The sequence below is a fragment of the Streptomyces sp. Qhu_M48 genome (assembly GCF_051305195.1).
GTDB lineage: Bacteria > Actinomycetota > Actinomycetes > Streptomycetales > Streptomycetaceae > Streptomyces.
Window position 1 is genome coordinate 440344 of sequence record NZ_CP195432.1, and the last position, 23836, is coordinate 464179.

The window sequence follows — 23836 nt, forward strand, 5'->3', positions numbered from 1 at the left end:
CGGCCCCCGGCGTACGAGCGCGGGGTGGTGTCTTCCCGGACCGCCGCCCCGTACCGGCCCCGGCCGGAGGCCGTTCCGCGGCGGCCCCCGGTCCGGGGCGCACCCGTGTCCCCGTCCAGAGAGGGAACGTCATGCTCGATCACCTGATCAAGGGCGCCATCGTCGTGGACGGCACCGGCGCCCCCGCCTTCACCGCCGACGTCGGGATACGCGACGGCCGCGTCGCCGTCGTCGCCGAGCCCGGGACCGTACGCGAGGAGGCCCGGACGGAGCAGGACGCCGCCGGTCTCGTCCTCACCCCCGGCTTCGTCGACCCGCACACCCACTACGACGCCCAGCTGTTCTGGGACCCGTACGCCACCCCGTCCATGAACCACGGCGTCACCACCGTCGCCGGCGGCAACTGCGGGTTCACCCTCGCCCCGCTCCACCCGGACCGGCCCGAGGACGCCGACTACACCCGCCGCATGATGTCCAAGGTCGAGGGCATGGCCCTGAAGGCCCTGGAGGAGGGCGTCGACTGGAGCTGGTCGTCCTTCGCCGAGTACCTGGACGCCCTCGACGGCCGGATCGCCGTCAACGCCGGTTTCATGGTCGGCCACTGCGCCCTGCGCCGGTACGTGATGGGCGCCGACGCCGTCGGCGGGCAGCCCACGGCCGAGCAGCTGGAGCAGATGGTCGGGCTCCTCAAGGAGGCCATGGCGGCCGGGGCCTGGGGGCTCTCCACCACCCAGTCGGCCACCCACTCCGACGGCGACGGCGCCCCCGTCGCCTCCCGGCACGCGACGCCCGAGGAGCTGATCGCCCTCTCCCGGGCGGTCGGCGAGTACGAGGGCACCCAACTGGAGGCGATCCTCGCGGGCTGCCTCGACCAGTTCTCCGACGCCGAGATCGACCTCTTCGTGGAGATGACGGCGGCGGCGGGCAGGCCCCTCAACTGGAACGTCCTCACCATCGACGCGGCCGTCCCCGAGCGCGTCCCGCGCCAGCTCACCGCCTCCGAGCGGGCCCGCAGGGCCGGCGGCCGGATCGTCGCCCTGACCATGCCGATCCTCACCCCCATGAACATGTCCCTCGGCACGTTCTGCGCGCTCAACCTCATCCCCGGCTGGGGCGAGATCCTCGCCCTCCCCGTCCCCGAACGGATCGCGAGGCTCCGCGACCCCGGCGTGCGGGCCGAGATGCTGCGGCGCGCCGACTCCAGGGAGGCGGGGGTCTTCCGGCGCCTGGCCCACTTCGACCGGTACGTCATCGGCGACACGTACAGCCGGGAGAACGAGGGCCTCACCGGCCGGGTGGTGCGGGACATCGCCGCCGAACGCGGCCAGGACCCCTTCCAGTGCCTCGTCGAGATCTGCGCCAACGACGAGCTCAGGACGGTCCTGTGGCCGATGCCCGGCGACAACGACCCGGCCTCCTGGGCGCTGCGCCGCGCGACCTGGGACCACGAGGACGTCATGCTCGGCGGCTCGGACGCGGGCGCCCACCTGGACCGGATGTGCGGAGCCCCGTACACGACCCGTTTCCTCGGGGACTGTCTGCGCGGCCGGAAGCTCGTCCCCCTGGAGCGGGCGGTACGGATGCTGACCGACGACCCGGCCCGGCTCTTCGGGCTCCGTGAGCGCGGCCGTATCACCGAGGGCTTCCACGCCGACCTGGTCCTCTTCGACCCGGAGCGGATCGACGCGGGCCCGGCGACCCTCGTGCACGACCTGCCGGGGGACAGCCCGCGGCTCGACTCGCGGGCGGTCGGGATCGTGTCGGTCCGTGTCAACGGGGTGGAGACGGTCCGGGACGACGAGGTGACCGGCGCGGTCCCGGGCAGGGTGCTGCGCTCCGGCCGTGACACGAGGACGGTGAGCACACGATGACCCTCACGGAGCGGTTCTTCATCGGCGGGGACGGGGGCACCGGGTGAGGACCGAGCGGCTCTTCATCGGCGGCGAATGGGTCGAGCCCGACGGCGGGCACTACGAGGTGGTCGACCCGGCCTCGGAGCAGGTCGTCGGCCTCGCGCCGGAGGCCTCCCGGAGCCAGGTGTACGAGGCGGCGGCCGCCGCCCGCGAGGCCTTCGCCTCCTGGTCCCGTACGAAACCGGAGGAGCGGGCGGCGATCCTGGACCGGGCCGCCGACCTGATGGCCAGGGACGCCGAGGCGAACACGCTCCTGGCGCGGGCCGAGACGGGCGCGACGACCGGTACCGCGCGGGGGATGCAGGTCGCGGTCGGCGCCGCCCGCTTCCGGCGGTACGCCCGGGGCGCCCTGGAACCGGTCGAGCAGGCCCTGCCCCCGCAGATCAACGAGGCGGGTCCGATGGGGAGGGCCGGGGTGTTCGGCGCGGTCGCGGTGCGGCGCCCGGTCGGCGTGGTCACCTGCATCACCTCGTACAACAACCCCTGGGCCAACCCGGCGGGCAAGGTCGCCCCGGCGCTGGCGATGGGCAACACGGTGCTGGTGAAGCCGGCCCCGCAGGATCCGCTCTCCGTGTACGCGATGACCCGGGCCCTGGAGGAGGCCGGAGTCCCGCCGGGCGTCGTCAACGTGGTCACCGGCTCCTCGGTGGAGGCCGGGCGGGCGGCCGTGGACTCCCCGGACGTCGACATGGTGTCGTTCACCGGTTCCACGGCGGTCGGGCAGGCGATCGGCGAGGTCTGTGGCCGCGAGCTGAAGCGGCAGCTGATGGAGCTGGGCGGGAAGGGCGCCGCGCTCGTCCTCGACGACGCCGACCTGGACTCGGCGGTCATGGGGATCGGGACGACGTTCTCCTTCTACAGCGGCCAGATCTGCACGGCCCCGACCCGGGTGCTCGCGCAGCGCGGGATCTACGAGCGGCTGGTCGAGAGGCTCACCGGCTATCTGGCCCACATGAAGGTCGGGGACCCGGCGGAGAAGGGCACGGTCGTCGGACCGGTGATCTCGGCGGCCCACCGCGACAGGGTGGAGTCGTACGTCGAGCTGGGGCGGAAGGAAGGGGCGCGGGTCGTCGCGGGCGGCGAGCGCCCGGACCTCGCGAAGGGCTTCTACGTGGCGCCGACGCTGCTCGCCGACTGCACGAACGAGATGCGGGTGGTCCGGGAGGAGATCTTCGGGCCGGTCGTCGTGGTCGTCCCCTTCGACGACGAGGAGGAGGGGATCGCGCTCGCCAACGACAGCGACTACGGGCTGATCGACTACGTGTGGTCGGGCGACGTGGCCCGTGCCTTCCGGATCGCGGCCCGGCTGCGGGCCGGCGGGGTGGGCGTGAACACGATCGGACGGAACATGGAGGCACCGTTCGGCGGATTCAAGAAGAGCGGGGTCGGGCGGGACGTGGGCTCGTACGCGCTGCACGCCTACAGCGAGCTGCAGGCGGTGGTCTGGCCGGGCTGAGCCCGGGCCCGGCCCGGGTCGATGACGTCCGGACGGTCTTCCCGAAAATTCCTCGGGAAAATTTGGAAACGGACATTCCGGGCTGAGCTGCGGTTCCCGCATATCGGACATCGGTCGACCGACCTACCAGTTGGTCGGTCGCTCCCGGTCGTCGATCTTTCAATCATTGGTGATGATCCTCCTCGACCAGCAGATTGAAAGGCGTCGATCGATCAGATGAGCGGATTTTGATCCTCCGGATGTGGAAACCGCAGCATTTAACGTCCTGTTCATGACTCAGGTGGAAGCGCGGCCCCAGGCCGGAGACACGGTAAGGGGCGTCAAGCCCCCGGGTGACACCAACGGCGTGCGCACCAAAGGCCTCGGCGGGAACTCCGTCGGCCTCCTCGGCAGTGCCGTCATCGGCATCTCGACCGTCGCCCCCGTCTACTGTCTGACCTCCACGCTCGGCTCCACCGCCGGCGAGGTCGGACTGCAGATGCCCGCCGTCTTCCTCGCGGGCTTCCTGCCGATGCTCCTCGTCGCCTTCGCGTACCGGGAGCTCAACCGGGTCATGCCCGACTGCGGCACCTCCTTCACCTGGACCGTGAAGGCCTTCGGGCCCAAGATCGGCTGGATGTGCGGCTGGGGCCTCGTCATCGCGACGATCATCGTGCTGTCCAACCTGGCCGGCGTCGCGACCTCCTACTTCTGGCTCCTCGCGGGTGAGATCAGCGGCAGCGAATCCGTCGCCGCCCTGGACGACAACAAAGCCGTCCACATCGTCACCTGCCTCGCGCTCATCGCCGCCGCCACCGCGATCAGCTACCGCGGCATGACCGCCACCAAGGGCGTCCAGTACACCCTCGTCGGCCTCCAGCTCGTCGTCCTCGCCGTCTTCGTGGGCATGGCCCTGACGAAGGCCGGGTCCTTCGAGACCTCGGTCGACTTCTCCTGGTCCTGGATGAACCCCTTCGCGGTCCAGTCCTTCGCCGCCTTCACCGCCGGACTCTCGCTCTCGATCTTCATGTACTGGGGCTGGGACGCCTGCATGGCCACCAACGAGGAGACCACCGGCAGCGCCAGGACCCCCGGCCGCGCCGCGCTCATCGCGATGGTCGTCCTGGTCGGCTCCTACCTGGCCACCGGCATCGCCGCGCAGATGGTCGTCGGCTCCGGCGAGGAGGGCCTCGGCCTCGCCAACCCGGAGACCTCCGACAACGTCTTCGCCGCGCTCGCCGGCCCGGTCATGGGCCCCACGCTCGGCGTCCTGCTCTTCGTCGCGGTCCTCGCCTCGGCCGCCGCCAGCCTCCAGACCACGTTCATCCCGGTCGCCCGCACGGTGCTCGCGATGTCCACGTACGAGGCGCTGCCGAAGTCCTTCACCAAGGTCCACCCGGTCTTCAAGACCCCCGGCAAGGCCACCGTCGTCGCCGGCGTCGCCACCGGCGTCTTCTACACCGTGATGACCCTGCTCAGCGAGAACGTCCTGGTCGACACCATCTACGCGCTCGGCCTGATGATCTGCTTCTACTACGCGCTCACGGCCTTCGCCTGCGTCTGGTACTTCCGCCGCGAGCTGTTCCGCTCCGGCCGGGACCTCGCCTACAAGGGCCTCATGCCGCTGCTCGGCGGCCTGATGCTCACCGCCGTCTTCGGCAAGACCCTGTACGACATGTGGGACCCGGCGTACGGCTCCGGCTCGGCGGTCTTCGGCGTCGGCTCGGTCTTCGTCATCGGTGTCGGCCTGCTGCTCATCGGCGTGGTGATCATGCTGGTCATGCAGCGCAGGAGCCCCGCCTTCTTCCGGGGCGAGGTGCTGACCAAGGAGACGCCGTCGCTGGTCGTCGCCGACTGACGGCCGTACGTCTGCGCGTCACGCGCGCCTTCCGAGTGGCCTGTACGTCCTGAGTCGCGTGACGTCCTGAGTTACGCCTACGTCCCTGAGGCACAGAGACGCGAAAGTGGCGGGCCCGTGGGGGGTCCCGCCACTTTCGTCCTATCCCCGCCGCGCCGGTCAGCGCCCGGGGAGCAGGTGCTCCACCGCCGCGTTGGCGGGCGGCAGGCCGGGCGTGCCGGCCGGCTTCGCCTTCGGGGTCAGGACGCCGCTGAGCGGCACCACCGAGGGCAGGTTCACACCGCCGGTGTCGGCGGCCGCGGTCCCGGCGGCGGCGAGGCCGCCCGTCGCGGCGAAACAGGTCAGGGCTACTGCGGTGAGCATCTTCTTCATGCCGGACCAACGCGGACGGCACCGGTCCGGTTACTGCCACCGGGTCCCGGGCGCTCGGCGGACGCTCCCTAGGATGCGCCCCCGCGGAGGGGGACGGCCGCCTCTACGACCGGGAGGGCTTCACGTCGGAGTCCGAGGATCCGGTCGACGCGCTGATGGTGCGCGAGGCGGTACCCCTCACCGGGCCGCGCCGGCCCGCCGGCGGACGGTGCCGCCGGTCAGGCCCCGGTGATCAGCCCGGCACCGCGATCAGCTCGCCTACGTGATCAGCCCGCCTACGCGATCAGCTCGCCTCCGCGATCAGCGCCGTGGCGACCGTGCGGAAACCGAGGCGGCCGTAGAGGCGGGCCACGCTCTCGTCCGACGCCGACAGGAAGACCGTCTCCACGCCGCCCGCACGGGCGTCCGCGACGAGGGCCGCGGTGACCGCGAGCCCCAGGCCCCGCCGCCGGGCCTCCGGGAGCGTGCCGACGCCGACCACCTCGGAGACGGCCCCGACGGGCTGGTGCTGACCGGCCGAGAGCGCCGTGCCGGAGGCGTCCAGGGCGGCGGCCAGGCGGGTGCGGCCCGCGGTGAGCCGGGCGGCGACCTGGGCGACGGCCCCCGGCGAGGGCTCGGCGCCGAAGGCCGCGTACGGTGCGGCGACCGCGCTGGGGAGGGCGGCGTCGTCGGCGCCGACCATCCGTACCGTGACGCCCTCGGGCGGGGCGGGGAGCACGCCCTCCCCCTCCAGGACCATCAGGGGATGCTCGTGCATCACGAGCCCGCTCTTCTCGACGGCGGCGCGCAGTCCCGGTGTCGTCTCCGCCACCCACTCGAACGCCTCGGGCACGCCCAGCTCCCGCTGCCGTTCCCGTACGCGCTCCACGTCCGCGACGGACACGTCACCGGTGTGCCCGAGCGCGGGCCGCGCGTAGTACGGCCAGCCGTCCCCCTCCCTCACGAAGAGGCTCAGGGGCCCGAACTCCTCGACCCGGGCGGCGGATCGGGGTACTGCGTCGTAATAGGTCTCGATTCGGCTCAGCATGACCGCCATCCAAGCAGCCGCGCTACGGAAGCACAGGCGGATTTCCCTGCTTCCAGGCGATGCGCAGATCGGCCCGGGAGAGCCGCCATCCCCCGGCGGTGCGGACGAGTTCGTTCTCCGTCCGCCCGCCGGAGACGAACAGTTCGCCGTCGGACGCGAGGACGTGGGTGGAGAGCTGGTTGCCGAGCAGGGTGGCGCGGTCGCCGTCCACGTCGATCAGGTAGTTCGAGCCGAAGTGCACGGTCCGGTCGAAGAGCCCCATCGCCATGCGCACGTTGGCCGCGATGGCGTCCCGGCCGCGCACGTCCCCGGCGGGGGTGGAGGTGGTCGCGTCCTCGGTGAAGAAGGAGGCCGCCCAGGTCCCGTCGAACGTGCCCCGGTCGTCCAGGGAGCGGAGGTAGCGGTCGAAGAGGCGGGTGATGGCGGCGGTGTCGGCGGTGACGTCGGTGGGGGCGAGGGCTGCGCTGGTGTCGTTCATGTGAGAAGCCTCTTACCTCAACCAAGGTTCAGGTCAAGGGCGGTCGGCGCGCGGACCGAGGAACAACGCGAGAGGCCCGCGGCGCCGCACCTCTCGGAAATCCCGGCCGCAGCCCCTACCGTGCCGCTATGCGGATCTCGACCACGATCTTCCTGACCGACGAGACCATCACGCCCGTGCGGCTCGCGCGCGCACTCGAACAGCGCGGATTCGGCGGGCTCTACCTCCCCGAACACACCCACATCCCCGTCGCACGGGACACGCCCTACCCGGCGGGCGGCGAGCTGCCCCGCGAGTACGGCCGCACCCTCGACCCCTTCGTCGCCCTCGGCCAGGCCGCCGCCGTCACCGAACACCTCGGCCTCGGCACCGGCGTCACGCTGATCGCCGAACACGACCCGATCGCCCTCGCCAAACAGATCGCGACCCTCGACCACCTCTCCGGCGGCCGCTTCACCCTCGGCGTCGGCTACGGCTGGAACCGGGAGGAGGCCGCCGACCACGGCGTCGACTGGTCGACGCGCCGGGAGGTCACCCACGACAGGCTGGCCCTGATGCGGGCCCTGTGGGCGCCGCAACCCACCGCGTACGAAGGGGAGTCCGGGCGCTCCGTCCGCGCCTCGGAGGCCTGGCCCAAGCCGGCGGGCGGCGCGCCCCGCGTCCTCCTCGGCGGCGCGGCGGGCCCGAAGCTCCTCGCGCGGATCGTCGCGGACGCGGACGGCTGGATGCCGATCGGCGGCCGGGGCCTGACCGAGACCCTGCCGCTCCTGCGCGAGGCCTGGGAGGCCGCGGGCCGCGACCCGAAGGCCCTCCACATCGTCCCGTACGCGGTCCTCCCGACCCCCGGCAAGCTCGCCCACTACGCCGAACTGGGCTGCGAGGAGGTCGTTCTCCAGCTGCCACCGTCCCCGGAACCGGAGGTCCTGCGCACCCTGGACGCGTACGCCCAGTACCTCTGAGCGGCCGGGCGGGGCACGGTGACCTCGGCCTCCCCGCCACCCGCGCTCCCCGCCCGCTCGTATGCTCGTTTCATGACGGACGACCAGGAAGACCGGCCCACCGCCAACGCCATGCGCCGTGCCCTCAAGAGGGCCAGGGACGGGGTCGCGCTCGACGTGGCCGAGGCCGCCGTGCTGCTGCGGGCGCGCGGGGAGGACCTGGCGGACCTGGTCGCCTCCGCCGGACGCGTGCGGGACGCCGGACTCGCGGCGGCGGGGCGGCCCGGGGTGATCACGTACTCGAAGAGCGTGTTCATACCCCTCACCCGACTCTGCCGGGACAAGTGCCACTACTGCACCTTCGTCACCGTCCCCGGCAGGCTCCGCCGCGACGGACACGGGATGTTCATGTCGCCGGACGAGGTGCTCGACGTCGCCCGGCGCGGCGCCGCGATGGGCTGCAAGGAGGCTTTGATCACCCTGGGTGACAAGCCCGAGGACCGGTGGCCCGAGGCCCGGGAGTGGCTCGACGCGCACGGGTACGACGACACCATCGCCTACGTACGGGCCATGGCGATCCGCATCCTGGAGGAGACCGGACTCCTCCCGCACCTCAACCCCGGGGTGCTCTCCTGGACCGACTTCCAGCGGCTCAAGCCGGTCGCCCCCTCCATGGGCATGATGCTGGAGACCACCGCCACCCGCCTCTGGTCGGAGCCCGGCGGCCCCCACTACGGGTCCCCCGACAAGGAACCGGCGGTGCGGCTCCGGGTCCTGGAGGACGCGGGCCGGTCCTCGGTGCCGTTCACCTCGGGGCTGCTCCTGGGCATCGGCGAGACGCCGGAGGAACGGGCCGAGTCCCTCTTCGCGCTGCGCCGGGTCTCCCGGGCGTACCACTCGATCCAGGAACTGATCATCCAGAACTTCCGCGCCAAGCCGGACACGGCCATGCGCGGCATGCCGGACGCCGACCTCGACGACCTCGTCGCCACCGTCGCCGTCGCCCGGCACATCATGGGGCCCTCCGCCTGCCTCCAGGCCCCGCCGAACCTCGTCGACTCCGAGTACGAGCGGCTCATCGCCGCCGGCGTCGACGACTGGGGCGGCGTCTCCCCGCTCACCATCGACCACGTCAACCCCGAGCGGCCCTGGCCGCAGATCGAGGAGCTGGCCGAGCGCTCCCGCGCCGCCGGCTTCGAGCTGCGTGAACGCCTCTGCGTCTACCCCGAGTTCGTCACACGGGGTGAACCCTGGCTCGACCCCCGGCTCCTCCCGCACGTCCGCGCCCTCGCCGACCCCGAGACCGGTCTCGCGAACCCCGACGCGCCCGTACGGGGCCTGCCCTGGCAGGAGCCCGACGAGGCGTTCACCGCCGTCGGCCGCACCGATCTGCACGCCACCATCGACACCACCGGCCGCACCCACGACCGGCGCGACGACTTCGACGAGGTGTACGGCGACTGGGAGGCGCTGCGCGAGGCCGCCGCCCCCGGCATGGTCCCCGAGCGTGTCGACGCCGACGTCCGCGAGGCCCTCGCCGTCGCCGCCGACGACCCGACGAAGCTCACCGACGGCCAGGCGCTCGCCCTGCTGCACGCCGACGGGCCCGCGCTCGACGCCCTCACCCGCATCGCGGACGACGTCCGCAGGTCCGTGTCCGGCGACGACGTCACGTATGTCGTCACCCGGAACATCAACTTCACCAACGTCTGCTACACCGGCTGCCGCTTCTGCGCCTTCGCCCAGCGCCGCACCGACGCCGACGCGTACACCCTCTCCCTCGACCAGGTCGCCGACCGCGCCGAACAGGCCTGGGAGGTCGGCGCCGTCGAGGTCTGCATGCAGGGCGGCATCCACCCCGACCTGCCCGGCACCGCCTACTTCGACATCGCGCGGGCGGTGAAGAAGCGCGTCCCCGGCATGCACGTGCACGCCTTCTCCCCGATGGAGGTCGTCAACGGCGCCACCCGCACCGGCCTCTCGATCCGCGAGTGGCTGACGGCCGCCAAGGAGGCCGGGCTCGACTCGATCCCCGGCACCGCCGCCGAGATCCTCGACGACGAGGTCCGCTGGGTCCTCACCAAGGGCAAGCTGCCCACGGCCACCTGGATCGAGGTCGTCACCACCGCCCACGAACTGGGCATCCGCTCCTCGTCCACGATGATGTACGGACACGTGGACCAGCCCCGGCACTGGCTCGGCCACTTCCGGACCCTCTCCCGCATCCAGCAGGAGACCGGTGGGTTCACCGAGTTCGTGACCCTCCCCTTCATCCACACCAACGCGCCCGTCTACCTCGCGGGCATCGCCCGCCCCGGCCCGACGGCCCGCGACAACCGCGCGGTCATCGCGATGGCCCGACTGCTCCTCCACCCGCACATCCCCAACATCCAGACCAGCTGGGTGAAGCTGGGCACGGAGGGCGCCGCCGAGATGCTCCGCTCGGGCGCCAACGACCTGGGCGGCACGCTGATGGAGGAGACCATCTCCCGCATGGCCGGGTCGAGTTACGGCTCGTACCGCTCGATCCGCGACCTGGAGGCCATCGCGGAGGCGGCGGGCCGCCCGGCGAAGCCCCGGACGACCCTGTACGGCGAGGTGCCGGAGGAGCGGCAGCGCACGGCGAGGGCGTCGGACGGCCACCTCCCGGAACTGCTGCCGGTCCTGCCGGCCGAGTGATCCCCACGGGCCTGTCCACCGGACGAGCCCCACCCGATCCGAAGAGACCCGACTAGCCGACCAGGAGGTCCCTCCTCAGCTCCTTGAGCTCCCGCTCGTCGATGCCGAGGCCCTTCCGCAGGTACCCGCGGAAGGAGCCGTACTCCTCCTCGACCTCGGCGAAGCTCGCGTCGAGGTACGCGGGGCGGACGTCGAGGAGCGGCTTGTAGACGGCGGCCTGCTGGGCCGGGAGGTGGGAGAGGATCGCCTCGTCGGCGGCGGCCCGGTAGGTGTTGCTGGCGAGGTAGTCGGCCATGACCGTCTCCTCGGGGACCCCGAGGGCGGTCAGCAGGGCCGCGTTCGACCAGCCGGTGCGGTCCTTGCCGGCGGTGCAGTGGAAGAGGACACCGCGCCTCCGGTCGGAGCCGATGCCGTCGAAGACGGTGGTGTACGCGGCACGGGCGGTGGCGCCGCCCACCATGAAGCGGTTTCCCTCGACCATCATCGCCTCGGCCTCGGCGGGGCTCTTCGGCATCGACGTGAAGGTGCCGCTGCCGGCGAGGACGTCGGCGACGACGTGCGTGGCGCCGGCCGGGACGCGGTCGGGCGCGGTGGTCCGCTCGGACTCCATGCGCAGGTCGAAGACGGTCCGGACACCGAGGCGCCCCAGCTTGGCGAGGTCGGCGTCGGTGAGCTTCTCCAGGGAGTCGGAGCGGTAGACCTCACCCATCCTCACCCAGTGGCCGTCGGCGGTGCGGTAGCCGCCCGCGTCACGGAAGTTGACCGTGCCCTGGAGGCGGATCAGCCGGTCGGCGAGGCGCAGCGGGGTTCCCCGGTCGGGGACGAGGTCGAACCAGCGCCGGTCGGTGGCGGCGAGGCCCCGGACGGTGACCGAGCCGGTCGCCCCGCCGCGGTGGACGGTACGGCCGCCGGTGCGGATCGTGACGCCGCGGGTGCCGGGGGCCCGCCACGCGACGGTGTGGGTGCCGTCGGCGTTCTCCGTGACGGTCGCGGCGGTGAAGGGGATCCGCTGCCCGCCCTGGTGCTGCCCGCCGTGGTGGGGGTGCGCGGGCGCGAAGGGGTGCGCGGAGGCGGTCGGCGCGGTCGGTCCGGTCAGCAGGACGGCGGCGACGGCCGCGGCGGAGAGGGACCTGACTCGTGTCACGGGGCTCATGACGCGGATCGTTCAAGTCCTGCCCGAACCTCGGGTGAACTGCGGTCAAAACCGGCCTGAAGGGCGTCGGATCACATAACGTTCCGGCCCCCGAACGGACGTACCCGGTCCATTACAGTGCTGCGCAGACCGGTCTACGGGGGGAGGGCACGACGTGGCCACGACAGCCGCGGCCGTGTGGGGCCGCGCCGAACAGCAGGACTTCCGCGCCCGCGTACGGGGCTGTCTGCTCGGCGGCGCCCTCGGCGACGCGCTGGGAGCGGGTGCCGAAGGCCGCACCCTCGCCGCACTCCGCGAGGCCCACGGACCTGACGGACTCACCGAGCCCGCGCCCGCGTTCGGCCGCCGCGGCGCCGTCACCGCCGCGACCCAGATGACCCTCTTCACCGTCGACGGCCTGATCCGCGCCCAGGTCCGCCGCGACACCGGCGCCTGGCACCCGCCCACCGACGTCCACCGGGCGCACCTGCGCTGGGCCGCCACCCAACGGGACTGGGGTCCCGACGAACGCCGCAAGGACAACGGCTGGCTCGCCCACGAGGAGTGGCTCTACACCCGCCGCAACCCGCCCCGCGCCTGCCTCACCGGCCTCGGCGACGAGCGCCTCGGCACCCTCGACAAGCCCAAGAACCCCACGGCCGACGACTCCGGCGCCCTGGTCCGCTCGGCTCCCTTCGGGCTGCTCGTCGGCTGGGAGCCGCAGCTCGTCTGCCAGCTCGCCGTCGAGTGCGCCGCCCAGACCCACGGAGCCCCGGCCGCCGGCCTCGCCGCCGGAGCCTTCGCGGTCGTCGTCCACGGCCTCGCCCGCGGCGGCTCCGTGGAGACGTCCGTCGACCGGGCGCTCGGTCAGCTGGCGGCGCGCCCCGGCCACGAGCCGGTCACCGAGGCCCTCGGCCGCGCCCTCGGAGCCGTACGCGAGGGGGTGCCGGACCCGGAGCGGGTGGCCGCCCTCGGCGCGACCGAGGACCGGGCGGAGGGCCAGCTCGCGGCGGCCGTCTACTGCGCCCTGGTCGGCGAGGACGTACAGCACGGGCTGCGGCTCGCGGTCAACCACGACGGGCCCTCGGCCGTGACCGGCGCGCTCACCGGCGCGCTCCTCGGCGCCCTGCACGGCGAGACGGCCCTCCCGCCGGCCTGGCTGGCCGAACTGGAGGGCCGTGCGACGGTCCTGGAGCTCGCGGACGACTTCTCGATGGAGATGACCCAGGGGGCCGCCCTGCACGGCCCCACGGAGTCCTCGCCGGGCTGGCTCGCGCGCTACCCGAGGGGCTGATCGGCGCGCTCGCCGCCCTGCGCGGGGATCACGGCGGTCCCGTCCTCGTCCCCGTCCGGGTCCGAGCCGATCCGGTCCAGGAGCGCGTCCCGCTCCGGGGTGTCCTCCGGCCTGACGAAGCCGATCAGGACGTACAGGACGAGGGAGGTGGCGAGCGGGGAGACGATCTGGATCTGGAGCTCGACGCCGTCCAGGCCGTAGTTGGTGAGCCAGAAGACGAAGAGTCCGGCCGCCCAGGAGACGAGCGCCGCCGTCGGGCCCGACTTCCGGAAGGCGCGCAGCAGTCCGAGCATGAACGGGATCGCGATCGGCCCCATCAGTCCGGCGACCCACTTGATGACGACGGTGATGATGTCCTTGAAGGCGGGGGAGTTGACCTGGGTCGCGACCGCCATCGACAGGGCGAGGAAGGCGATCGTCGACCAGCGCGCGGCGAGCAGCCCGGCCCGCTGCGTCCAGCTCCGGGCGGCCTTGCTGAGGACCGGGGCGATGTCCCGGGTGAAGACGGCCGCGATGGCGTTGGCGTCGGAGGAGCACATGGCCATGGTGTGCGAGAAGAAGCCGACGACGACGAGACCGAGCAGGCCGTGCGGCAGCAGCTGCTCGGTCATGAGGGCGTACGCGTCGGAGCCGTCGGGCTTCTTCGGGTCGACGAGCAGCGGCGCGCACCACATGGGGAAGAAGAGGACGAGCGGCCACACGAACCAGAGCACGGCGGAGAGCCGGCCGGAGCGGGTGGCCTCGCGGGCGGAGGGGGTGGCCATGTAGCGCTGGGCCTGGTTCCACATGCCGCCGCTGTACTCGAAGGTCTTGATGAAGAGGTAGGCGAGCAGGAAGGTCATCGTGTACGGGCCGGCCGTCGGCGCGGTGTGGCCCTGGAGCTCGGGCCGGTCCCAGACGGTCCACAGCGCGCTGAACCCGCCGAGCTTGCCGAGGACGGCGACGAGCATGGCGATGCCGGCGAAGAACTGGATGACGAACTGGCCGAGTTCGGTGAGGGCGTCGGCCCAGAGCCCGCCGACCGTGCAGTAGACGCCGGTCACGACGCCGGTGATGAGGATGCCCTGGTTCAGGGAGATGCCGGTGAAGACCGAGAGCAGGGTGGCGATGGCGGCCCACTTGGCGCCCACGTCGACGATCTTCAGGAGGACCCCGGACCAGGCGAGGGCCTGCTGGGTCGGGAGGTTGTAGCGGTCCTTGAGGTATTCGAGCGGGGAGGCCACCTTGAGCCGGGAGCGCAGCCGGTTGAGCCGGGGCGCGAAGAGGTGGGCGCCGATGGCGATGCCGATGGCGATGGGGAAGGACCACGTGACGTACGAGGTGACGCCGTAGGTGTAGGCGATGCCCGCGTACCCGGTGAACATCACGGCGCTGTAGCCGGACATGTGGTGGGAGATGCCGGAGAGCCACCAGGGCATCCGGCCGCCAGCGGTGAAGAAGTCGGAGACGGTGTCCACGCGCTTGTGGGACCAGACGCCGATCGCGACCATCACGCCGAAGTAGCCGATGAGCACGGCCCAGTCGAGACTGTTCATGGAGCCCCCTCCAAGGGGTCTGGTCCGCCTTGTGAACGCCGTTCATGGTGTGGCGTGTTGCAAGGCGGGGACAATGCAATGGAGGGTCAAGGGACAGTAAAATCGTTCTGCTTACTGACCCTTGTTCATATCCATGAACTTTTCCCGAGTGGGTCGCGCTGGGGCCGCGGAACGCCCGCCGCGCGGCTACGGAACGGTCATCGCATCAGCTCGCCCGCGTTGACCAGCAACGACTGTCCCGTGATCGCCCGCGCCCGGTCCGAGGCGAGGAAGGCCGCCGCCTCCGCCACGTCCCCGTCCGTCGCGAGCTCCGGCAACGCCGTCCGTTCGGTCAGCCGGGCGAGCACCTCCGCCTCCGGCACCCCCTCGGTGTGCGCGGCGAACTGGACGTACGCCTGCACCGGCGGCCCCCACATCCACCCCGGCAGCACGGTGTTGACCCGGATCCGGTGCGGCCCCAGCTCGTGCGCGAGCGAGTACATCGCCGAGGTCAGCGCCCCCTTCGAGGCCGCGTACGCCGCCTGCCGCACCTGCGAGGGGGCGGCCACCGCCGACTGCGTCCCGATCAGGACCACGGAACCCCCGCCCTCCTTGAGCGCCGGCAGGCAGGCCCGGGTCATCCGGAGGGTGCCGAGGAGATTGACGTCCAGGACCCCCTGCCAGGTCGCGAAGTCGGCGTCCTCCAGGCCGCCGAAGTAGGAGTCCCAGGCGGCGACGTGGACGACCGCGTCGATTCCGCCGAAGCGCTCGGCCGCGAGGGCGGCGAGGGCCTCGCACTGCGCCTCGTCGGTGATGTCGGTGGCCCGGTACGCGGTGCGGCGCCCCTCCGGGTCGATCTCGGCGGCGGACCTGGCGAGGTTCGCCTCGGTACGGGCGCCGAGGACCGCGTTGCCGCCGTCCCGCACCACCGTCTCGGCGATGCGGTGGCCCAGCCCGGCGCCGACCCCCGACACGACGACCGTCTTCCCCTGGAGCGGCATCCGGACCCCTCTCGACCCTGGGCAAATATCTGACGGTCCGTCAGAGTAGGTGCCTGTCACCGACTTGGGAAGGGGTGCGAAGTGAGCGAGGAGACCCGCAGCGAGACGTACGCGGAACTGGCCTCCGTCGGCCCGTACGGAGTGCGGCCCGGCCACGCGCTGATCACCATGGTCGAACCGCATCCGGGCCACGAGTACGCGTACAACCGCTGGTACGAGGACGACCACTACTACGCCGGCGCCATGGCCATGCCCTGGATGTACGCGGGCCGCCGCTGGGTCGCCACCCGCGCCCTCCAGGAGCTGCGGAGCCCGGAGAAGTCCGCCGTCGCCCGGCCCGTCACCACGGGCTGCTACCTCTCCACGTACTGGATCACCGAGGGCCGCTACGACGACCACATGAAGTGGACCGTCGGCATCAACAAACGGCTCAACCGCGACGCCCGCGTCCACCAGGAGCGCACCCACGTCTTCACCTCGTTCCAGGACCACGAGGCGACCGTCTACCGCGACGGGGCGGCCGGCCCGCGCGACTTCCACGCCCTCGACCACCCCTACACCGGGCTGATCCTCCAGGTGATCGACGCCGAGGGCCCGGCGGAACGGGCGGCACTGCTCGAACGCCTCCGCACCCGGGACCTGCCCCGCCGCCTCGCCGGCTCGCCGGCGGCGATGGTCACGGTCTTCCGCCCCACCCCGCTGCCGGGCGACCGCATGACGTACGTGAAGCAGGTCGAGGGGATCGACACCCGCCTGACCCTGCTGTGGTTCCTGGAGCGCGACCCCCGGGAGTGCTGGCGGCAGCACTTCGCGGACCTGGAGGAACTGGGCGGCGAGGAGGGGCGGGTGGAACTGGTGGCCCCGTTCGTCCCGACGGTGCCGGGGACGGACCGGTACGTGGACGAACTGCGCTGAACCAGGCCCGCTCGCACTACGGCCCAGGAAAGGGCCGAGCCCCCTCGGCCAGGACGGCGGACCGGACGAGAGGGCTCCTGCGTACTGCTGTGATGCGTACTGCGGTGATGGGTACTGCGGTGCTGCGTGGTGCTGTGGCGCCTACCGCGGTGAAGCGCGCTGCTGCGACGTCCACCGCTGTGACGGCTTGAGCGACGGGGCTCAGAGCGCCCCGTTGCTCACCTCGCCGACGAAGGCGTTCCACGATCCCGGTCCGAAAGAGAGGGACGGTCCCTCGGGGGCCTTGGAGTCCCGCACCGCGATCGCGGCAACGACGGGGGACTTCACCTCGACGCAGGCCCCGTTCCCTCCGGAGTACGAGGACTTCGTCCAGGTGTCCGTACCACCCTGAATAATCGCCATGCTGCTCAGCTCCGGTTCTGCCAGTGGGGTGTGTCGCGCCAACGTTCTTGCCGGCGTGATCGACGCTACTCGTCGGTCCCGTCGGGCGGGACCGGCGTTCACACGTCCGAGTGGCATATTCCAACTGAGCTTCCGTGGGAGCGAGTGCGCCGTGTACCGTACACGCCCCGCTGTTCTCACGGCCGGTTCCGGCTCATCCCCTGGCGTGCTTCTTCACCATCTCCGAGATGAAGTCACGGCTCTGCTCGACGTTCAGCGCCTGCGCCCTGAGGTGCTCGTACATGACGCTGTACTTGCCGACGTCCTGCGCCTTCTCCAGGTACAGATCGCTCGTCACGCCCTCGATGTAGACGACGCTGGAGTCCGACGTGTCCGGGAACTCCAGGATCGAGTACTGACCGCTGATCCCCGGATGCGCGCCCATCTCGAACGGGATCACCTGCACGGTGACGTGCGGCAGGTGCGACTGCTCGACAAGGTGCTCCAGCTGCTCCACCATCAGCTGGCGGCTCCCGACGATCCGGTGCAGCGCGCCCTCGTCGATCACCGCCCACAGCCGCAGCGGACGCTCCTCGTCCCTGATCCGCTCCTGACGGCGGGTGCGGACCGTGACCCGCTTCTCGATGTCCGCCGGCGTCGACTCCGGCAGCGCGCCGGTGATCACGGCCTCCGCGTACGCGTGCGTCTGCAGGAGCCCCGGGATGATCTGAGGTTCGTACATCCGCAGGCTCTCCGCGTCCGTCTCCAGACCGATGTACACGCTGTACGGGATGTCGCCGAAGGCGTGCCACCAGCCCTGCTGGCGCGAGTCCTTGGCCATCTGCATGAGCGAGTCGACCATGCGCTCGTCCTCGACCTCGTACACGCCGCAGAGGTCGCGCACATCGCGCTGGCTGATCGAGCGACGGCCGTTCTCCAACCGGCTGATCTTGGACTGCGAGACGAGGAGACGCTCGGCGACCTGCTCGGCCGTCATGTTCTTCGCCTCGCGGAGCTTGCGCAGCTCCTGACCCAATCGGCGTCGCCTGACGGTGGGGTTGACGTTGGACGCCACGGAAACTGCACCTCCGGCTGTCTGCTGCGTAGCTGTGAGTATCTACCGCTTGGCAGACTGCCACCAATGGCCGGGCGTGCGCTGGAAAATGACCACAACGTATGCCCGGTGAGCACCGGAAACGCCGGTAGCGCGACGCACCTGGGCATCGCGCGCACCGGGACGCACATGTGCGGGGCGGCCGTCCTGACCGCCCCGCACACTTGTGCGGCTCCCGGGGTGGGTCTTCGCTCCGGGGTGTCTAGTGCGCCGCCGCGCGGGCCATGCTGCCGCGAGGCTGCGCCGGGACACCCGCGGCGCTCCGACGCGGCTGTGCAGCCGCGCCGTTCTGGACGTCCATCACGGCGTGCGCCACGAGTCCGCCCATCGGGTCGTGCCGGATCAGATCGCGCAGCCGGGACCGCGACGACCGTCCTTCGTTGCCGGGGTAGAGGTGCTTCCCGAGACCGACCGCATGGGCCAGCGCGGCAAGCGCCGCGGTCCGCGGGTCCGGCGGTACGCCGGTGCGGATCGCACTGTCCAGCCGGGAACGGATCTCCCGACTGATCGCCGTTTCCGTCGCCTGGTAGCGAGTCGTCGGCAACACCCCGCACATCTGGCCCTCCACGGCATGCACCATGCCGCATCGCTCCAGATGCGAGAGGTACGTCTGGCGGAGCCCCAGTCGGGGTCCGCCGATCCAGTGGACGGCCCGAACCGGACTGCCACGCCTGCGCAGCAGCTCCAGTGCGGAGTCCAAGGTCGGATCTCCGGTCGGCCGTGGCATCACCACGGCGATACGATCCCCGTCAGGGGCTATCCGGCCTGCCAATGCCAGCTCCACTAGCTGTGCACCGGCCAGGCCGAGGTCGAGCGACTGCGGCTGCGCTGTGGTACCCGTGGTCGGGTCCAGAGCGAGCAGCAGAAGCTCCTCCGGAATGGTTCTGCGGCTCCTGCCCATCCATGCCTCCCCGCGTGGATGAATGACAGGGTGACCCCTCTCACATTCATCTGTCGAGAGTGCCTGGGTGGTTCATCCGGGAACCAGTAGGTATGTCGTTCTCGTCTAGCACGGGGGCCAAGGGGTTCACACAGGACACTGGTACACGGACCGGTACATGGTCCGTACGTACGCATGACGCATGGAGGAGGCACGGTGGCGGGCGAGTCCCCCGACAGGGCGGAGCAGCAGGGACCGTCTCAGGAGACGACGGCCTCGGGCGGCGGCCGGGATCCTCGGCTTTCCGTGCTCCATGAGTCAGACGCCTCGTCACCGGCCGCGGTTGCGTCCTCGGGTTCGACGCCGGCTTCTTCGACGCCGGCTTCTTCGACGTCGTCGGCGACTTCGACTTCGGCCTCGGCTTCGTCGGTTCAGGTCGACCAGCCGACGGCCGTCTTCAAGAACCTGGCGCCGCGGACGCCGGAGGACGACGCGCCGGCGGCCGAGCCGGAGAGCGAGCGCCTGAAGGCGGCGGTGGCGGCGTGGGTCGCGACGGCGGAGGAGCCGGAGGCGGAGCCCGAGGGTGAGCCCGGGGGCGCGGCTTCGTCGGCGGCTGAGGCTTCGACGTCAGCGACTGAGGCGGAGTCCGAGGCCGAGGCCGGGGAGTCCGAGGCGGACGAGTCGGAGCCGGATGCGGAGTCCCTGACCGAGCCTGAGCTCGCGCCTGAGCCCGCGCCTGAGCCCGCGCCTGCGTCCGCGCCTGCGTCTGCGTCTGACGCGGAGTCGGACACGGCCGATGAGGACGACCCCGAGGACGACCCTGAGGACGGGGACGAGCCGGAGGACGCCGAGCCCGAGGATGAGGCGGAAGCAGGCACGGACGAGGACGCGGCCGACGACGCGGCCGCGGAGCCCGTCGAGGCGAAGGCGTCCGCTGAGGCGAAGGTGTCCGCCGAGGCGGCGGCGTCCGCGGAGTCCTGGTTCGCGTCGCGGAAGTCGACCGAGGCGCCGAAGCGCGAGGAGCCGCCCTCGGACGACTCGGCGGCCGAAACCGCCACCAGCGCCGCCGGTGCCACCAGCGCCGCCGATGCCTCCGCCGGCACCCCCGATGACGTCCCCGCCTACGTTCAGGCCAACGTCCCCGCCGACGCCGACGCCGACGCCGACGCCTCCGACGACGTCGACGAGAACCCGGTCGACCAGCCGACGACCATGTTCAAGGCGGTCCGGCTGCCGGCCCGGCCGCCCGTGGACCAGCCGACGACCGCGCTGAAGCTCCCGCCGTCCCTGCGCGAGGGCTCCGACAGCGAGCGCACGAGCACCTTCCTGCCGCTGCGTGCGGACATCCCGGCCGAGCAGAAGGCCCAGAAGGCCCAGGAGGCCGCCCCCAAGGCCCCAGGAGTCCCCACGGCCCCGGGAGCCCCCAACGCCCCTCAGGCGCCCGGAGCGCCGAAGCCCGCCGCGTCCGCGGCCCCCACGCCCGTGGCGAAGCCGGCCCCCACGCCCGTGCCGGCTCTCGCCGAGGCCGAGCGGACGCGGCAGCAGCCCCTGCCGCCGCTGCCCCCGCTCGACCTGCTCGCCGAGCTGACGAACACGCCGCCGCCCGCGCCGACCCCGCTGCGGACGACCATGCGCCGGGTGCGGATCTGGACCCCGCTCGTGCTGCTCGTGCTGATCGTCTTTGCGATCGTGCAGATGGTCCGCCCGCTGCCCGCGCCCGTCCTCACGCTCTCCGCCGCGCCGACCTTCTCCTTCGAGGGCGGCGAGCTGAAGATGCCGTGGCCCACCGAGGGACAGGGCGCCGTCGACGTCGAGGGCGTCGGTTCGATGGGCACGTACGGGGCGCAGAAGCCGGCCCCGATCGCGAGCGTCACGAAGACGATGACGGCGTACGTGATCCTCCGCGACCACCCGCTCAAGGGGAACCAGAAGGGCCCCGAGATCGAGATCGACAAGAAGGCCGCCGATCAGGGCAAGGCGGAGCACGAGTCGACGGCGGCGGTCCAGGAGGGCCAGTCGTACACGGAGAAGGAGCTCCTGCAGCTCCTCATGATCCCGTCCGCGAACAACGTGGCCCGGCTGCTGGCCCGCTGGGACGCCGGTTCGGAGGCCGCGTTCGTCGAGAAGATGAACGCCGCCGCCAAGGACCTGGGCATGACGCAGTCGACGTACACGGACCCGTCGGGTCTGCTCGACAGCACCGTGTCGACCCCGCAGGACCAGCTGAAGCTGGCGAAGGCGGTCATGCAGTACGACGTGTTCCGCGAGATCGTGAACATGCCGAACGTGACCGTCGACGGCATCCCCGGCCGGATCGAGAACAACAACAACATCCTGCTCAAGCCGGGTGTGAGCGGCATCAAGACCGGCTCCTCCACCCCGGCCGGCGGCAACCTGCTCTGGTCGGCGAACACGGTCGTCGACGGCAAGAACCGGCGCATCCTCGGCGTCGTGATGGGGGCCAAGGACGCGAAGCAGCTCGGTGAGAAGCTCCAGCTGTCCATCGACTACAGCTACGAGCTGATCAAGAAGGCGCAGAAGGACGTCACCTCGGCCGCCGTGGTCCGCAAGGGCCAGGTCCTCGGCTACGTGGACGACGGCCTCGGCGGCCGGACCCCGGTCGTCGCCACCAAGGAGCTGCGGGCGGTCGGCTGGCCGGGGCTGCGGGTGAGGCTGGAGCTCACCGACGGCGGCAAGGCCGTCGCGCACACCGGCAAGGCGGGCGACATCGTCGGCCAGGTGTCGATCGGCACCGGCGTCGGCAAGGTCAGCTCTCCCGTCGCCCTCCAGGCGGACCTGGTGGAGCCGGGCTTCGACAAGAAGCTCACCCGCGTGGGCTGAGAAGCCACTCGATCGGCTGGGCGCCCCGGTTCTCCGGGGCGCCCTGCTGTTAGCGTTTCCGGGGGACGAGAACCATGCGTGCGCACCCATGACGCACGGGGGAAGAGAGCCGGGCAGCACGGGAAAGGGCCGCAGTGACCACCGCCGAGCCGAGACGCGCCGACCGCGCGGACTCCGACCCTGACCCCGGCACGGCTTCCGACGCCCCTTCCGGCAGTCCTTCCGGCGGTCCCTCCCCAACGGGTTCCGACTCGGGGAACGGGGAAGCCTCTTCCCCTTCGCGAATAGTGCTACCGGCGCAGCGGCCGGCCCCGGCGCCCCCCGCCCAGGCCCCGGCCCGGAGACAGACCCCGCGGCGGAAGCGCCGCTACACGGTCATGGCGGCCGCGGGCCTCGCGGCGGTCACCCACATCCTGTGGTTCTTCTTCTTCGCGAACAGCGGCGGGGACCTGGCCGCGCAGGACGCGTGGGCCGAGTTCGTCGGCCGGCACCCGGACTCCGCGTACAACCTCGCCTGGTACGGCGGGATGCACCCGGTCTCGTACAGCGTCGTGTCGCCGTATCTGATGTCGCTGCTCGGCGTGCGCAGCACGATGATGATCGCCGGGACGCTGTCGGCCGCGCTGACCGCGCTGATCCTGGTGCGGGTGCGGGCGGTCCGCAATCCGCTGGCCTGCTCGGTCGCGGGCGTCTTCGCGTTCCTGTGCAACGCCCTGTCGGGGCGGGTGACCTTCGGCCTCGGCATGATGTTCGCGGTCGGCGCGGTCGCGGCCGTGTTCTGCTGGCCGCACCGCTGGCGCCGCAAGCGCTGGGCGAAGGCCGCGGTGGCCGCGCCGCTCGCCGGCCTGGCGACGGCGTGCAGCCCGGTCGCGGGGCTCTTCCTGGGCGTCGCGGCGGCGGCGCTGTTCCTGAACCGCCGGCGCCCGGGCGCGTACGCCCTCGGTCTCGCCCCGGTGCTCGTGGTCGCCCTCTCCTCCTGGCTCTTCCCCTTCTCGGGCACGCAGCCGATGGCGTTCGGCTCGACCGCGCTGCCGCTGCTCTTCGGCGCCCTGGTCTTCGTGCTGGTCCCGAGGGACTGGCGGACGGTCCGTACGGCCGCCGCCGTGTACACGGTCGGCACGCTGCTCACCTGGCTGATCGACTCGCAGATCGGCTCGAACATCTCGCGGCTCCCGATGCTCTTCGCGGGCGTCGTGCTGCTCGCGGCCCTGCCGTACACGGCGCCGCGCTCACGCCGCTGGTACGCGCTGCTGCTCGCCTTCGCCGGCCTGAACTTCTGGATCGGCTTCAAGGGCGTCGACGACGTGATCCGCACCGCCCCGGACGCCTCCTGGGCGCGCGAGCTCGCGCCGCTGATCAACCAGCTCCAGGTACGGGACGCGGGCAAGGCGCGGGTGGAGGTCGTCCCGGCGTCCAGCCACCGCGAGTCCTCGGCGCTCAGCCCGTACATCAACCTGGCGCGGGGCTGGAACCGCCAGGCGGACATGGAGCGCAACCCGCTCTTCTACGACGACACCCTGAACGCGGTGAACTACCAGGACTGGCTCCACCGCTGGGCCGTCCACTACGTGGTGCTGCCCACCGGAGCCCCCGACTCGGGCGCCGAGCAGGAGGCGGAACTGGTCGGCGAGGGCCTGCCGTACCTGAGCCAGGTCTGGTCGGACGAGAACTGGCGCCTGTACGAGGTCGAGAACCCGACCCCGCTCGCCGACCCGCCGGCCGAGGTGCGGAGCGCGGAGGAGAACGAGGTCGTGATCCGCGTCGGCACCCCCGGCCGGGTCCTCATCCGGGTCCCGTACTCGCCGTGGCTGGCCCTCATCGACGAGAACGGCGCCAAGGTCGAACCCCCGCAGGAGACCGAGGCCTCGAAGCTGGCCCGCGAGGAGTCGGACACGGAGATCCCGAAGGTCTTCGCCAACGAGCACGGCTGCCTCTTCAAGACGGAGGCGGACGTGGAGGGCGACGAGTGGACGGAACTGGTCGCCCCGAAGCCCGGCGTCTACCGCCTGGCGGCCCCGTACAAGCTCTCCAGGGGCACGGCCTGCCCGGAGGAACTGCGCTGAC

General features: G+C 71.8%; 18 protein-coding genes. 9 read left to right on the forward strand and 9 right to left on the reverse strand.

The features are described 5' to 3' along the window. Nucleotides 1-131 precede the first annotated feature (131 nt). The 3 genes from ACRRSS_RS02320 to ACRRSS_RS02330 all read left to right on the forward strand — a co-directional run bounded on the left by ACRRSS_RS02320 (nt 132) and on the right by ACRRSS_RS02330 (nt 5206). A complete protein-coding gene (locus ACRRSS_RS02320) occupies nt 132-1871 on the forward strand; it encodes an N-acyl-D-amino-acid deacylase family protein (protein WP_435969545.1) in 1740 nt (579 codons plus the stop codon). A gap of 43 nt (nt 1872-1914) precedes the next feature. Then, nucleotides 1915-3369: an aldehyde dehydrogenase family protein gene (locus ACRRSS_RS02325; RefSeq protein WP_435969546.1), complete on the forward strand. Its 1455-nt coding sequence runs from the start codon at nt 1915-1917 to the stop codon at nt 3367-3369. A 271-nt stretch (nt 3370-3640) separates the two neighbouring features. Beyond that, complete coding sequence (locus ACRRSS_RS02330; protein WP_435969547.1) at nt 3641-5206, forward strand: APC family permease; 1566 nt, start codon at nt 3641-3643, stop codon at nt 5204-5206. Between the two features lie 159 nt (nt 5207-5365). On the opposite strand, the gene ACRRSS_RS02335 is transcribed toward ACRRSS_RS02330, so the two are convergent. The 3 genes from ACRRSS_RS02335 to ACRRSS_RS02345 form a co-directional block, all read right to left on the reverse strand. Further along, nucleotides 5366-5569 (reverse strand): hypothetical protein, encoded by a 204-nt coding sequence (locus ACRRSS_RS02335; protein ID WP_435969548.1) that lies wholly within the window; start codon nt 5567-5569, stop codon nt 5366-5368. 292 nt (nt 5570-5861) lie between these two features. Next, nucleotides 5862-6614: a GNAT family N-acetyltransferase gene (locus ACRRSS_RS02340; RefSeq protein ID WP_435969549.1), complete on the reverse strand. Its 753-nt coding sequence runs from the start codon at nt 6612-6614 to the stop codon at nt 5862-5864. Between the two features lie 13 nt (nt 6615-6627). Next, nucleotides 6628-7083, reverse strand: a complete 456-nt coding sequence (locus ACRRSS_RS02345; RefSeq protein WP_435969550.1) for a nuclear transport factor 2 family protein — start codon at nt 7081-7083, stop codon at nt 6628-6630. A gap of 128 nt (nt 7084-7211) precedes the next feature. Here ACRRSS_RS02345 and ACRRSS_RS02350 point away from each other — a divergent pair, with 128 nt between their 5' ends. Together ACRRSS_RS02350 and ACRRSS_RS02355 are read left to right on the forward strand one after the other, a co-directional pair. After that, nucleotides 7212-8042: an LLM class F420-dependent oxidoreductase gene (locus ACRRSS_RS02350; RefSeq protein ID WP_435969551.1), complete on the forward strand. Its 831-nt coding sequence runs from the start codon at nt 7212-7214 to the stop codon at nt 8040-8042. A 72-nt stretch (nt 8043-8114) separates the two neighbouring features. Further along, nucleotides 8115-10700 carry a bifunctional FO biosynthesis protein CofGH gene (locus ACRRSS_RS02355; protein WP_435969552.1) on the forward strand — a complete coding sequence of 862 codons (2586 nt, stop codon included), beginning with the start codon at nt 8115-8117 and terminating at the stop codon, nt 10698-10700. A 52-nt stretch (nt 10701-10752) separates the two neighbouring features. On the opposite strand, the gene ACRRSS_RS02360 is transcribed toward ACRRSS_RS02355, so the two are convergent. After that, entirely contained in the window at nt 10753-11853 is a 1101-nt protein-coding gene (locus tag ACRRSS_RS02360; RefSeq protein ID WP_435969553.1) for a tyrosine-protein phosphatase, read from the reverse strand. A 154-nt stretch (nt 11854-12007) separates the two neighbouring features. Between ACRRSS_RS02360 and ACRRSS_RS02365 the strand changes: the two genes are divergently transcribed. Continuing rightward, nucleotides 12008-13126 (forward strand): ADP-ribosylglycohydrolase family protein, encoded by a 1119-nt coding sequence (locus tag ACRRSS_RS02365; RefSeq protein ID WP_435969554.1) that lies wholly within the window; start codon nt 12008-12010, stop codon nt 13124-13126. Here ACRRSS_RS02365 and ACRRSS_RS02370 read toward each other — a convergent pair. Both ACRRSS_RS02370 and ACRRSS_RS02375 read right to left on the reverse strand, forming a co-directional pair. Next, nucleotides 13111-14661: a sodium:solute symporter family protein gene (locus ACRRSS_RS02370; RefSeq protein WP_435969555.1), complete on the reverse strand. Its 1551-nt coding sequence runs from the start codon at nt 14659-14661 to the stop codon at nt 13111-13113. The two genes, ACRRSS_RS02365 and ACRRSS_RS02370, sit on opposite strands and share 16 nt — an antisense overlap. Before the next feature lie 197 nt (nt 14662-14858). Next, a complete protein-coding gene (locus ACRRSS_RS02375) occupies nt 14859-15641 on the reverse strand; it encodes an SDR family oxidoreductase (protein WP_435969556.1) in 783 nt (260 codons plus the stop codon). Between the two features lie 81 nt (nt 15642-15722). Between ACRRSS_RS02375 and ACRRSS_RS02380 the strand changes: the two genes are divergently transcribed. Then, entirely contained in the window at nt 15723-16556 is an 834-nt protein-coding gene (locus ACRRSS_RS02380; protein ID WP_435969557.1) for a hypothetical protein, read from the forward strand. 201 nt (nt 16557-16757) lie between these two features. Here the strand turns inward: ACRRSS_RS02380 and ACRRSS_RS02385 are convergent, their stop codons facing one another. The 3 genes from ACRRSS_RS02385 to ACRRSS_RS02395 all read right to left on the reverse strand — a co-directional run bounded on the left by ACRRSS_RS02385 (nt 16758) and on the right by ACRRSS_RS02395 (nt 18952). Continuing rightward, nucleotides 16758-16958 carry a DUF397 domain-containing protein gene (locus ACRRSS_RS02385; RefSeq protein ID WP_041133951.1) on the reverse strand — a complete coding sequence of 67 codons (201 nt, stop codon included), beginning with the start codon at nt 16956-16958 and terminating at the stop codon, nt 16758-16760. A gap of 193 nt (nt 16959-17151) precedes the next feature. Then, a complete protein-coding gene (locus tag ACRRSS_RS02390; RefSeq protein ID WP_351897304.1) occupies nt 17152-18012 on the reverse strand; it encodes a helix-turn-helix domain-containing protein in 861 nt (286 codons plus the stop codon). A 241-nt stretch (nt 18013-18253) separates the two neighbouring features. Continuing rightward, the gene (locus ACRRSS_RS02395) at nt 18254-18952 is read right to left on the reverse strand and encodes a GOLPH3/VPS74 family protein (protein ID WP_229315752.1); all 699 of its coding nucleotides are present in this window, start codon (nt 18950-18952) and stop codon (nt 18254-18256) included. Between the two features lie 513 nt (nt 18953-19465). On the opposite strand from ACRRSS_RS02395, the gene ACRRSS_RS02400 reads away from it, so the two are divergent. Both ACRRSS_RS02400 and ACRRSS_RS02405 read left to right on the forward strand, forming a co-directional pair. Continuing rightward, complete coding sequence (locus tag ACRRSS_RS02400) at nt 19466-21772, forward strand: D-alanyl-D-alanine carboxypeptidase family protein (protein WP_435969558.1); 2307 nt, start codon at nt 19466-19468, stop codon at nt 21770-21772. Nucleotides 21773-22149: 377 nt separating this feature from the next. After that, nucleotides 22150-23835, forward strand: coding sequence for an MFS transporter (locus ACRRSS_RS02405; RefSeq protein WP_435969559.1), 1686 nt, complete (start codon nt 22150-22152; stop codon nt 23833-23835). Nucleotide 23836 lies beyond the last annotated feature (1 nt).